Raw genomic sequence first — 12,673 nt, forward strand, 5'->3', positions numbered from 1 at the left:
CGCGATCCGCGTGAACGACCCGGCGCGGTCACAGCGTTTGTTTTTCGGCTTCGGGAGCGAGCACGCGCAAGCTTCCGGATGTCCGGGGAGGGACGTCCGCGGACGGCAAAAGCGTGTGGTCCTGACGCCCGGGGTCTGTGCGTCAAGGCTTGCGGTGGTGTGAGCAATAGTGCATCGCTCCCCGGGGAGAGCGCGCCATAAGCCGTAAAACCATTGCGCAGGGAAGGCTGGGATGTCCCGGCATCACCTGTGGTCACCCCGCGTGCGTTTCCCGCGTGCGGACCCTGGGTGCCAGCCGGCGCCCGGCCTTCCCTGCGCCCTTTTTTCTCGATGAGGGCGAAACGGATCGCAAAGCTCGGGCGCCTGCGCCGCGAGACCGCGGAGGGGCGTGCGCCCGTCAGCAAGGTGCATTCCAGCCCACGACCGGTGGCGTTGCCGCGCCGCCCCCAACTTCATCTTGCGCTGCGGCAAAAAACTTGCACACTCGGTTGAGCCGGGCAGCCAAGCGAGCTCGAACCAGGGGAGCGAGCCATGTCCCTCCAGACATTACCATCCGACACCGCAGATCAACGTCCCAACCGCCCCGAGGACGCCCAGGCGCTGGAAGCGGATGTGCGGCTGCGGGACGACATCCGCCTGCTCGGGCGCATCCTCGGCGATACCGTGCGCGACCAGGAGGGTGCCGATGTGTTCGACCTGGTCGAGCGCATCCGGCAGACCTCGATCCGGTTCCACCGCGATGAGGACCGGACCGCCCGCCGCGAGCTCGAGCAGATCCTCGACAGCATGTCGACCTCGGAGACGGTGCGGATCGTCCGCGCCTTCAGCTATTTCTCCCACCTCGCCAACATCGCCGAGGACCAGAACAACATTCGCCAGATGCGCGCCAACAAGGGGGGCGGCTCCGGCGTGCTGGCCGAGACGCTCGCCCATGCCAGGGCCGCGGGCATCGACCCGGACGCCTTGCGCAACTTCTTCAAGAGCGCGCTCGTCAGCCCGGTCCTGACCGCGCACCCGACCGAGGTTCGCCGCAAGAGCACGATGGACCGCGAGATGGAGGTCGCCAGCCTGCTCGACCGCCGCGAGCGCGTCGCGCTGACGGCGGACGAGACCGCCGCCAGCGACGAGCAGCTTCGCCGCGAGGTGCTGACGCTGTGGCAGACCAATCTGCTCCGCCGGACCAAGCTCACCGTGCTCGACGAGGTCGCCAACGGCCTGTCGTTCTACGATTACACGTTCCTGCGCGAGGTGCCGCGGCTGGTCAACACGCTGGAGGACCGGCTGGAGGAGGGCGGCGAGCAGGCCGCCGGCGAGCTCGCCTCGTTCCTGCGCATGGGCAGCTGGATCGGCGGCGACCGCGACGGCAATCCCTTCGTCACCGCCGACGTGATGCGCGGCACCCTGCGGCTGCAGTCGAGCCGGGTGATGCAGTTCTATCTGAACGAGTTGCACGTGCTCGGCTCGGAGCTGTCGATCGCGGCGCATCTTGCCGATATCTCCGAGGAGCTGCGCACGCTGGCGGAGCGCTCGCCCGATACCTCGCCGCACCGGAGCGGCGAGCCCTATCGGCTCGCGGTCTCCGGCATCTATGCGCGCCTGACTGCGACGGCCGAAATGCTTCAGGTCGAGATCACGCGCCGGCCTGTCGGCAAGGGCAAGCCTTACGAGAGCGTGAAGGAGCTGCAGGCCGATCTCGACGTGCTGCACCGCTCGCTGATCTCCAACAACGCCCGCGTCATCGCCCGCGGCCGACTGCGGCTGCTGCGGCGCGCGGTGGACTGCTTCGGCTTCCATCTGGCGCGGCTCGACATCCGCCAGAACTCGGCGGTGCACGAGCGCACCATCGCCGAGCTGATGGACGCCGCCAATCCCGGCATGTCCTATCTCGCACTGGGCGAGGAGGCGCGCATCTCGCTGCTCACCAACGAGTTGCGCTCAACGCGCTCGCTGGTGTCGCCGTTCGTCAAGTACAGCGACGAGACCATGGGCGAGCTCAACGTGTTCCATGCCGCCGCGGAGGCGCATGCGAAGTTCGGCTCCGACGCCATTCCCCAATGCATCATCTCGATGTGCAAGAGCATGTCCGACATGCTCGAGGTCGCGGTGCTCCTGAAGGAGGTCGGCCTCGTCCATCCCTCCGGGCGCAGCGCCATCAACATCGTGCCGCTGTTCGAGACCATCGAGGATTTGCAGGCCTCCTCCGGCATCATGGACCGGATGCTGTCGCTGCACGATTACCGGCGCCTGGTCGACAGCCGCGGCAGCGTGCAGGAGGTCATGCTCGGCTATTCGGACTCGAACAAGGACGGCGGCTTCGTCACCTCGGGCTGGGAGCTCTACAAGGCGGAGATCAATCTCGTCGACGTGTTCGAGCGGCATCACGTACGCCTGCGCCTGTTCCACGGCCGCGGCGGCTCGGTCGGTCGCGGCGGCGGCCCGAGCTATGATGCCATCATCGCGCAGCCCGGCGGCGCGGTGAACGGGCAGATCCGCATCACCGAGCAGGGCGAGATCATCTCGTCGAAATATTCCAATGCCGAGGTCGGCCGCAACAACCTGGAGATCTTGGCCGCCGCGACGCTGGAGGCGAGCCTCTTGCATCCGCGCCAGAGCGCGCCGCGACGCGAATACCTGACCGCGATGGACGAGCTTTCGAATCTCGCCTTCAAGGCCTATCGCGGCCTCGTCTACGAGACCGATGGTTTCGTCGATTACTTCTGGGCGTCCACCGTGATCAACGAGATCGCGACGCTGAACATCGGCAGCCGTCCGGCCTCGCGCAAGAAGACCCGCGCAATCGAGGATCTGCGCGCCATCCCCTGGGTGTTTTCCTGGGCGCAATGCCGCCTGATGCTGCCGGGCTGGTACGGCTTCGGCAGCGCGGTCGAGCAGTGGATCGCCGAGCATCCCGACAAGGGCATGCCGTTCCTGAAAGAGCTCTACAGGGAATGGCCGTTCTTCCGCATGCTGCTGTCGAACATGGACATGGTGCTCGCCAAGAGCTCGATCGCGATCGCCTCGCGCTATGCCGAGCTGGTGCCGGACGAAGCCCTGCGCGAAAAGATTTTCGGCCGCATCCGCCGCGAATGGCATTCCTGCATCGAGACGCTGCTGGACATCATGGGCCAGGATCGCCTGCTGCAGGGCAACCCGCTGCTGGAGCGCTCGGTGCGCCACCGTTTCCCCTATCTCGATCCGCTCAACCACGTGCAGGTCGAGCTGCTGAAAGAGCATCGCGCGCAGAACCCGGATGAGCAGGTGCTGCGCGGGATCCAGCTCACCATCAACGGCATCTCGGCGGGCTTGAGGAATACGGGGTAAGTGTTCACCTCTCCCCGCAAGCTGGAGAGAGGTGAAGCCAGGTCAGACCGGATCCCAGGGGAAGATGTCGGCGGAGCGGTCGAGCTTGTAGAACGAGCCCTTCAGCGCCGGCATGCCGTGTTCCGCGATCGATTGCGGCGTCCAGCCTTCGCTCCGATGCACCGAGCGCAGCGGCCTGTTCTGGCTGAACAGGAACAGCTCGTTCATGCGTGCGCCAAAAATCTGCCCGCTGACGTCCTTGGCGGCATCGGAGAGCAGATAGGCGCAGATCGGCGCGATCTTCTCCGGTCCCATCTGCTTGATCTTCTCGACGCGCGCCTTCTCGGCTTCGGTCTCGGTCGGGATGGTGCCGATCATGCGCGTCCAGGCGAACGGCGATACGCAGTTGGAGCGGACGTTGAAGCGGCCCATGTCGAGCGCAATGGATTTGGAGAGTCCGACGATGCCGAGCTTGGCGGCGGCGTAGTTGGCCTGGCCGAAATTGCCGATCAGGCCCGAAGTCGAGGTGAAGTGCACGAAGGAGCCGCTCTCCTGCTCGCGGAAAATGCGCGCCGCGGCGTGGCTGACATAGAACGAGCCCATCAAATGGACCTTGATGACGGCCTCGAAGGCTTCCACGCTCATCTTGTGGAAGATCATGTCGCGCAGGATGCCGGCATTGTTGACGACGCCGTCGAGCCGGCCGAAATGATCGGTCGCGGTCTTCACGATCTTGCTCGCGGGGATCGCTTCCGCCACCGACTCGAAATTGGCAACCGCGGTGCCGCCGCGCTTCTTGATCTCCTCGACCACCTCCTCGGCGGGCGTGGCGCTGGTGCCGGCGCCGTCGGCGGCGACGCCGGGATCGTTGACGACGACCTTGGCGCCCTCGCCCGCGCAGAGCAGCGCGATCTCGCGCCCGATGCCGCGGCCTGCGCCGGTGACGATGATGACCTTGTCTTGCAGTGATTTCGTCATGTGGATTCTCCGCTATGCGTTCCAAATTCCGCCGTCATTCCGGGATGCGCCGAAAGGCGCAGGCCCGGAATCCATAACCACGATCGGGAGTATGGATTCCGGGCTCGTAGCTTCGCGTCGCCCCGGAATGACAGGCATTACCTCTCGTTCGTAAACACGATCGTGCCGCTTGCGGCGAACATGCCGCCGACGCCGTGGCACACCGAAATCTTCGCGTTGGCGATTTGCGCCGGCGCGATGCCGCGCATCTGGCGCACGCTCTCCTGAAGCGCGTACATGCCGTACATGCCCGAATGCATGTAAGAGAGCCCGCCGCCATTGGTGTTGAGCGGCAGCTTGCCGCCGGGGCGCGTGTTGCCGTCGGCGATGAACTTGCCGGTCTCCTCATGCGGCATGAAGCCGAGGTCGCCGAGACCGAACAGCGGCAGATGCGCGAACGCATCGTAGATCATGAGATGGTCGACGTCCTTGTGCGCGATGCCGGCCTCCTTGAAGGCGAGGGGGCCCGCGGTCTTGAACGCGCGCGAGGAATTGAAGGTCTCCATCTGGCTGACCATCGGCGTCTCCACGCTCTCGCCGGTGCCCATGATGTAGACGGGCTTGCGCGGAAAGTCCCTGGCGCGGTCGGCCGAGGTCAGGATCAGCGCGCCGCCGCCGTCGGTGACGAGGCAGCACTGCAGCAGTCGGAACGGATAGGCGATCATGCGCGAGTTGAGCACGTCGGCGACCGTGATCGGGTCCTTCATCATCGCGCGCGGATTCTTCGCGGCCCATTCGCGCTGCACTACGGCCACCGAGGCAAGTTGTTCGTGGGTGATGCCGTAGGTCTTCATGAAGCGCAGCACGGGGATCGGGAACATGCTGGGCGGGCCGTAGACGCCGAACGGCGCCTCGAACTGGCCTTGCAGGCTGTCGGCGGGGATCGAGCGCGGCGCCTTGCCGATCATCGACTTGCCGCTCTCGGCATGGGTGATCAGCACGGTCTTGCAGAGGCCGGCCTCGATCGCCGCGGCGGCATGGCGGACGTGCAGCATGAAGGAGCAGCCGCCGACCGAGGTGCCGTCCACCCAGGTCGGCTTGATGCCGAGATAGTGGCAGACCTGCTGCGGCGTCTCGACCGCGGTGGCGAAACCGTCGATGTCGGACAGCTTCAGCCCGGCGTCCGCAATGGCATTGAGCGCCGCATCCGCGTGAAGCTGGAGCTGCGACACATTGGGGATGACGCCGAGTTCGGTGGTCTCGGCCGCGCCGACGACGGCAACCTGGTTGCTGCGCATGGCCTATCCCTTCGCCGGACGGAAAACGGGGAGGGTGATCTTGTCGTCAAGTGCCTCGAAGGCGACTTCGAGCTTCATGTCGAGTTCGAGTGCCTCCGGGGTCTGCGGGCAGTCGATGATGTTGCTCATCATCCGCGGCCCCTCGGCGAGCTCGACCACCGCGATGGCGTAAGGCGGCGTGAAACCGGGCGCGGCGGGGCGGTGGTTGATCACGTAGCTGTAGAGAAAGCCCTTGCCGCTCGCCTTGAAGATGCTGACCTTGCGCGAGGCGCAGGACGGGCAGAACGGCCGCGGCGGGAAGTAGACATGCGCGCAGGCGTCGCAGCGCTGCAGGCGCAATTCGCCCGCCTTGGTGCCGTCCCAGAAATGCTGGGTCTCCGGCGTCGGTTTCGGTCGTGCGCGTTGCGGTTCGGCCATGTCGGCAGATCCTCCCAAAGGCTCAGGTTTCAGACCTGCCTGTTTCAATCTTGATGCGACAATCGACCATGGCGCGTCAACGGTCCAGCAATGCGCATGCATGCCATCATGCGCACAATGCTTGTGTCGAACTGAGGCCGCGCTATAGATTGCGCGCAAATATTCCGTGAGACAGACATGCCCGATTTTCCGACACTGGCGAAGCTCGCCGAAGACCTCGAAAGCGGCCACACGACCTCCCGCAAGCTGGTCGAGGCGTGCCTCGCCAAAATCGCCGATCCCGCCGGCGAGGGCCGGCGCACCTTCGTTCATGTCGACAAGGAGGCCGCGCTCGCGGCGGCGGATGCCATGGACGGCTTGCGCAAGGCGAAGGCCACGCCGTCGCGCTATGCCGGTATCCCGGTCTCGATCAAGGATCTGTTCGACATCAGGGGCCAGGTGACGCGCGCCGGCTCCCGCGCGCTCGACGATTCTGCGCCGGCCGAGCAGGATGCCGCCACGGTGGCGCGGCTGCGCAAGGCCGGCTTCGTGGTGATCGGCCGGACCAACATGACCGAGTTCGCCTATTCCGGCATCGGCATCAATCCGCACTATGGCACACCGAAGGGCGGCTGGAACCGGGCTGCGGGCCACGTCCCCGGCGGCTCGTCGTCGGGCGCCGCAGTGTCCGTGCTCGACGGCATGGCGCATGGCGCGCTCGGCACCGACACCGGCGGCTCCTGCCGGATTCCGGCCGCCTATAACGGCATCGTCGGCTACAAGCCGACGCAGCGCCGCGTGCCGCTCGACGGCTCCGTGCCGCTGTCGTTCTCACTCGACAGCATCGGGCCGCTGGCGCGATCGGTCAGTTGCTGTGCCATTCTCGATGCCGTGCTCGCGAACGAGCCGATCGCGCCGCTGAAGCCGCGGCCGGTCCGGGGTATGCGGTTGGCCGTGCCGACCGCGATCGCGCTCGATGACCTCGATGCAGCGGTTGCCGAAACCTTCGAGCGCGCGCTCAAGACGCTTTCCGATCATGGTGCGATCGTCGAGCGCATCGAGATGGCCGAGTTCCACGACATCGGCCCGATGAATGCCAAGGGCGGCTTCGCGGCCTCCGAGAGCTACGCCTGGCATCGCTATCTGATCACGGCCAAGGGCGACGTCTACGACCCCCGCGTGTCCGTGCGCATCATGCGCGGCGAGGCGCAGAGCGCGGCCGACTATATCGATCTCCTCAACGAGCGCCGCTCGCTGATCGCGCGCGTCAACGCGCGCATCGCGCCCTATGACGCGCTGGTGCTGCCGACCGCCGCCAATACGCCGCCGAAGATCGCGGATCTTGCCGACGACAAGGCATTCACCAGGGAAAACCTGCGGGCGCTCCGCAATTGCACCCTGATCAACATGATCGACGGCTGCGCCATCTCGCTGCCTGCACATCGCGAAGGCGACGTTCCGGTCGGCCTGATGCTGGCGGGTGCGGGCGGGGCGGATCGTCGTATTTTTGAACTAGCTGCCGGCATGGAGGCCGTAATTCGTGTTTGACCTGACTTTCATCGTCGACGCCCAGGACACCACCACGCCGCTGACGCTGGCGATCGACCAGATGGTCATCGCCGGCTGGACCGGCCGCGACACGATCGCGCGCGACAAGCACATCGCCGAGCTGGAGGCCATGGGCATCGCCCGGCCGGCCACGACGCCGATCTATTATCGCGCCTCGGCGCGGCGGCTGACCATGCAAGACCGCATCGAATGCTGCGGCGGCGACTCCTCCGGCGAGGTCGAGTTCGTGCTGATCGGCTGGCAGGGCCGCACCTTCGTCGGCTGCGGCTCCGACCACACCGACCGCAAGGTCGAGGCTTACAACGTCACTGTCTCAAAACAGATGTGCGACAAGCCGATCGCCTCGACGCTGTGGGAGCTCGAGGACGTCATCGGCCATTGGGACAGGATGATCCTGCGCTCCTGGGCCACGATCAATGGCGAGCGCGTGCTGTATCAGGAGGGCACGCTGGACGCGATGCTGCCGATCGCGGACCTCGTCGCGCGCGGCTTCGAAGGTGGGAGGCTGCCAGACGGCTGCGCCATGTTCGGCGGCACCTTTGCGGCCAAGGGCGGAATCCGTCCGGCTGACCGGTTCGACTTCGAGCTTGAGGACCCCGTGCTGAAGCGGACGATCAAGCACGGCTACGACGTGACGACGCTGCCGGTGAGGGGCTGATCTGCCTCCGCACCGTCATTACGAGCGAAGCGTAGCAATCCAGGCTGATTCCGCGGAGGGATTCTGGATTGCTTCGTCGCAACGGCTCCTCGCAATCACGGGGAGGCAGTCGGAAATCGGGTGGCGCAAGGTCGATCGATCCTGCGAAGGTCGTGGCCATGACAGCAACAGCACGCAAATCGCCTCACAACCCGTCCGCCGACCTCACCGCCCATGTCGATGCCCTCGACTGGGCCGAGATCACCACCGAGCTCGACTCCCAGGGCTGCGCCGCCCTGAAAGGCCTGCTCACACCGGGCGAATGCCGCGCCGTCGCCGAGCTCTATCCCGACGATGCCAACTTCCGCAGCCGCATCGTCATGGGCCGCCACGGCTTTGGCCGCGGCGAATACAAATATTTCACCTATCCGCTTCCCGATCTGATCGCGCAGTTGCGCCCGGCGCTCTACGCGCACCTGCGAGGCGTCGCCAATCGGTGGAACGAGGCGATGGGGATCGACATCCGCTACCCCGCCGGGCATGCGGCGTTCCTGAAGCGCTGCCACGAGGCGGGGCAGGCGCGGCCGACGCCGCTGCTGCTGCAATATGAGGCCGGCGACTTCAACTGCCTGCACCAGGACCTCTATGGCGAGCACGTGTTCCCGCTCCAGGTCGCGATCCTCTTGTCCGAGCCGGGGCGCGATTTCACCGGCGGCGAGTTCGTGCTGACCGAGCAGCGCCCGCGCATGCAGTCCCGCGCCGAGGTGGTGCCGCTGGCGCAGGGCGACGCCGTCGCCTTCGCTGTGCATCATCGCCCGGTGCAGGGGACGCGCGGCACCTACCGGGTTAATCTGCGCCATGGCGTCAGCCGTATCAGGTCCGGCCAGCGCCACACATTGGGTGTGATTTTTCATGATGCCAAATGAGCGCAGGCGTTGACGGCTGATCTGTTCGACAGCGTTGCCGAGGCGCAGCCGTCGCGTGAGGAGATCGCCGACGGTGCCGTGTTGTTGCGCGGGTTCGTCAAGCCGATTGAGGACGAATTGATCGCCGCGGTGCGTGCGATCGTGGCACTGTCGCCGTTCCGCCGGATGACGACGCCGGGCGGCTACCAGATGTCGGTGGCCATGACCAATTGCGGCGAGCGCGGCTGGATCACCGATCACACCGGCTATCGCTACGATCCCATCGACCCGAAGACCGCCGCGCCCTGGCCGGCGATGCCGCCCGTGTTCCGCGATCTCGCGCGCCGCGCGGCGGAGCAGGGCGGCTTCGAAGGCTTTGCGCCCGATGCCTGCCTCGTCAATCGCTACGAGCCCGGCACGCGGCTGTCGTTGCATCAGGACAAGGACGAGCTGGACTATTCGGCGCCGATCGTCTCGGTCTCGCTCGGGCTGCCCGCGACCTTCCTGTTCGGTGGCCTGGCGCGCAGCGACAAGCCGCGCCGCTTCCGGCTCGTGCATGGCGACGTCGTGGTCTGGGGCGGGGCTAGCCGGCTCGCCTATCACGGTGTGGCGCCGCTTGCCGACGGCGAGCATGTGCTGCTCGGGCGGAAACGGATCAATTTGACCTTCCGAAAGGTCCGTTGACGCGTTTTCTCACAGCCCTCACTCGTCTAAGCTTGGGGGCGGGGGAGGCCGCGACATGGCGACTAGACAGATATCGGCCGACACCGGGACGGCCAACCGCACGGGCCTGTATCTGGCTGTGCTGCAGCTGGTGTTCACGCTGGGGTGGACCACTTACGTCATCTATCTGCCAAAACTCGCGGCTGAGGTCGGCATTGCACCCTCCGCTGTCATCCTCATCCTGATGCTGGACCAGGCGATCTTCACAATTGCCGACACCGCGATGGGGGTCGCGGCCGACAAGATCGCGCCCTATGTCGGCAGGCTTGGCCTGTTCGTCGCGCTCGTGGCCGCGATCTCGTGCGGCGCGTTCGTGGCGCTGCCCTTCGTCGCCGGAGCAGGCGTGGCCGCGCAGGGTTGGTTCATTGCGCTGATCGTGGTGTGGTCGATCGCGTCCTCCGCGCTACGCGCGCCGCCGCTGACCTTGCTCGGCAAATACCGCGCCAGGCCTCAGGTGCCGTTCCTTGCGGCGCTGGCCCTGCTGGGCTATGGCGTCGCCGGCGCCGTCTCGCCCTATCTGGGGGTGGTGCTGCGCGAGCACGATGCGCGGCTGCCGTTCGTGATCTCCAGCGTCGCGCTGCTGCTCACGGCGCTCGCGATGTCGCGGATCGAATACGATGTCGCGCGCGACACGCCGCCGCCGACACCGGCCGAGGCGGCAAAGCCGCTCGGCATCACGTCCATCATCTTCATCGTTGCGACGGTCGCGCTGGCGCTCGGTTATCAGCTGCACTTTGCCATGAACAGCGCGCCGTTTTATCTGCGCTTTGTAAGGCCTGACGAGCTGCAATGGCTGATGCCGGTGTTCTGGATCGGCTTCAACATCGCGATGTTTCCGGCGAGCCTCGTCGTCAAGCACCGTGGCGGCCTGATCGTGATGGGCGCCGCCGGCCTGTGCGGCGCGGTTGCGATCGTGGCGGCGGAGCTTGCCGGCAGCCTCGACACGCTGGTCGTCGCTCAGTTTCTCGCCGGAGCCGCGTGGGGCTGCATGCTGATGAGCGCGATCTCGGCCGCGCTTGCGATCGGCTCGACCGGCGCGGAAGGCAAGGTGACGGGCCTCGTGTTCTCGGCGCTGGCCCTCGGCACCTTCGCACGGATGGCCGCGGTCGCCGGCGGCTTGCAGAAGATGCCGGACTACGCACCGCTGCTGCACTGGGCCCCGGTCGCCTGCTGGTCGGTCGCAGGCGCCGGCTTGCTGGTGATTGCGGCCGCGCGACTTCAGGGAACGCCCGGCCTCAAGGCTTCGGCGGGTGGATGAACGTCCACGGGCTGACCTCGGAGTCCCGCGGCACCTCGACCGAGATCAGATACGGCCCGCCATGCGCGAGTGCCTTCTCCATCGCCGCCTTGAACTGGTCCGGCGCCGTCACGCGCGCTGCTGCCACGCCAAATGACTCCGCGAGCTTGACGAAATCCGGGTTGACCAGATCGGACGCCACCACGCGGCCGTCAAAGCGTTCGCGCTGGTCGCGGCGAACGTTGCCATAGGCGTTGTTGTTGAACACCAGCGTCACCACGCCGATGTTGAACTGCACGGCCGTGGCAAGCTCCTGCACGCCGAACATGAAGCCGCCGTCGCCGGTGATCGCCACCACCGGCCTGTCGGGATTGGCGACCTTGGCCCCGAGCGCGGTCGGGAAGCCCGAGCCGAGCGTGCCCTGATAGCCCGAGGTGATGAAGGTGCGTGGCTCGTAGATTGGAAAGCCGTACCAGGAGGCGAAGCCGAACTGCGACAATTCATCGGTGACGATCGCGTTCGCCGGCAGCACCTCGCGCAGGATGTTGAGATACGCCATCTGCGGCTGGACGCGCTGGATCTCGGCTTGCGCCGTCGCGGTCGCCTCGCGGATTTCTCCCCGCCGGCCACTGGTCCTGGCATAGCCGGCCTTCGTCACGGCTGTGACGAGATCGGCCGTGCCGGCCTTGGCGTCGGCGACGATGGCGGCATCGGAGGCGAGGCGGCGCATCTCGGCCGGGTCGATATCGACGCGAATGGATTTCAGCCCCTGCGGCTGATACGGCCAGCGGAAGCCCGATGCCGGCAGCTCCGCGCGGGTGCCGATTGCGATCATCAGATCGGTCTTCGGCCACAGTCGGTAGGCCGCCGCCATGGTCAGGCCGAGCTCATGCGCATTGGAGACGATGCCGCGGCCGCTGCGGAAGGCGACGACTGGCGCATCGATCATCTCGGCGAGCTCGAGGATCTCCTCGCGCGCCTCGATCGCGCCGCTGCCGACGAAGATCATCGGCGCCTTGCTGTTCCTGATCAGCGTAGCTGCCTGCTTGACCAAATCAGGATCGGGCCGCGGCGCGGGCAGGGGCTCCAGCACTTGTGCCGCCGCCGTATCGGCTCGCTGGGTAAAGATATCCCACGGCATCTCGACCGAGGCGGGGCCACGCCGTCCGGATGTCATCTCCTGGAACGCGCGCGCCACCACCGTCGGCGCGTTGCCGGGATATTCGATCCGGTCGGCCCATTTCACATAGGTGCGCAAGGTCGCAAGCTGATCCGGCATCTCGTGCAGATGGCCGCGGCCCTTGCCCAGGAACTGCGTCGGCACCTGGCCGGTGACGCACAGCACCGGCTCGTTGCAGCCGAAGGCGGTCAGCAGCGCGGCGCTGGCATTGAGCACGCCGGGGCCGGGCACCACGCTGAACACGCCGGGCCGGCCGCTCGAGCGCGCATAGCCGAACGCCATGTAGCCGCAGGCCTGCTCGTGCCGCGCGCCGATCACCTTGAGCTGGGCCTGGTGGAAGGCGTCGAACAGGCCGTAGACCTGCGCGCCGGGCAGGCCGAACACGGTGTCGATGCCATGGGCGACAAGGCCGCTTACGATCGCTTCGCCGCCGGTGAGGGTAGTCATTGCACTATTCCACTTCGATGGTTC

General features: G+C 66.4%; 10 protein-coding genes. 6 read left to right on the top strand and 4 right to left on the bottom strand.

Features of this window, described 5'->3' with window-relative positions; genetic code table 11:
• Positions 1-531 precede the first annotated feature (531 nt).
• Positions 532-3,321, top strand: a complete 2,790-nt coding sequence (gene ppc, locus JQ572_RS09845) for a phosphoenolpyruvate carboxylase (protein WP_211382809.1) — start codon at positions 532-534, stop codon at positions 3,319-3,321.
• Between the two features lie 42 nt (positions 3,322-3,363).
• Here ppc and JQ572_RS09850 read toward each other — a convergent pair whose 3' ends face one another.
• The 3 genes from JQ572_RS09850 to JQ572_RS09860 all read right to left on the bottom strand — a co-directional run bounded on the left by JQ572_RS09850 (position 3,364) and on the right by JQ572_RS09860 (position 5,972).
• A complete protein-coding gene (locus JQ572_RS09850; protein ID WP_211382810.1) occupies positions 3,364-4,278 on the bottom strand; it encodes an SDR family oxidoreductase in 915 nt (304 codons plus the stop codon).
• 137 nt (positions 4,279-4,415) lie between these two features.
• On the bottom strand, positions 4,416-5,555 hold the full coding sequence (locus JQ572_RS09855) for a thiolase C-terminal domain-containing protein (RefSeq protein WP_211382811.1): 1,140 nt from the start codon (positions 5,553-5,555) through the stop codon (positions 4,416-4,418).
• Between the two features lie 3 nt (positions 5,556-5,558).
• A complete protein-coding gene (locus JQ572_RS09860) occupies positions 5,559-5,972 on the bottom strand; it encodes a Zn-ribbon domain-containing OB-fold protein (protein WP_027568974.1) in 414 nt (137 codons plus the stop codon).
• 177 nt (positions 5,973-6,149) lie between these two features.
• On the opposite strand from JQ572_RS09860, the gene JQ572_RS09865 reads away from it, so the two are divergent.
• From JQ572_RS09865 to JQ572_RS09885, 5 genes are all read left to right on the top strand, one after another.
• Positions 6,150-7,499, top strand: a complete 1,350-nt coding sequence (locus JQ572_RS09865) for an amidase (protein ID WP_211382812.1) — start codon at positions 6,150-6,152, stop codon at positions 7,497-7,499.
• A complete protein-coding gene (locus tag JQ572_RS09870; protein ID WP_211382813.1) occupies positions 7,492-8,178 on the top strand; it encodes a DUF2848 domain-containing protein in 687 nt (228 codons plus the stop codon). Before JQ572_RS09865 ends, JQ572_RS09870 begins: the two co-directional genes overlap by 8 nt.
• A gap of 158 nt (positions 8,179-8,336) precedes the next feature.
• Positions 8,337-9,083, top strand: a complete 747-nt coding sequence (locus tag JQ572_RS09875) for a 2OG-Fe(II) oxygenase (RefSeq protein ID WP_211382814.1) — start codon at positions 8,337-8,339, stop codon at positions 9,081-9,083.
• 9 nt (positions 9,084-9,092) lie between these two features.
• Entirely contained in the window at positions 9,093-9,746 is a 654-nt protein-coding gene (gene alkB / locus JQ572_RS09880; protein WP_211382815.1) for a DNA oxidative demethylase AlkB, read from the top strand.
• 55 nt (positions 9,747-9,801) lie between these two features.
• On the top strand, positions 9,802-11,043 hold the full coding sequence (locus tag JQ572_RS09885) for an MFS transporter (protein ID WP_211382816.1): 1,242 nt from the start codon (positions 9,802-9,804) through the stop codon (positions 11,041-11,043).
• Here the strand turns inward: JQ572_RS09885 and JQ572_RS09890 are convergent.
• Positions 11,021-12,649, bottom strand: a complete 1,629-nt coding sequence (locus JQ572_RS09890; protein WP_211382817.1) for a thiamine pyrophosphate-dependent enzyme — start codon at positions 12,647-12,649, stop codon at positions 11,021-11,023. The genes JQ572_RS09885 and JQ572_RS09890 overlap by 23 nt on opposite strands.
• Positions 12,650-12,673: the final 24 nt, after the last annotated feature.

Source organism: Bradyrhizobium sp. SZCCT0153 (assembly GCF_018129995.1).
Lineage (GTDB): Bacteria > Pseudomonadota > Alphaproteobacteria > Rhizobiales > Xanthobacteraceae > Bradyrhizobium > Bradyrhizobium japonicum_G.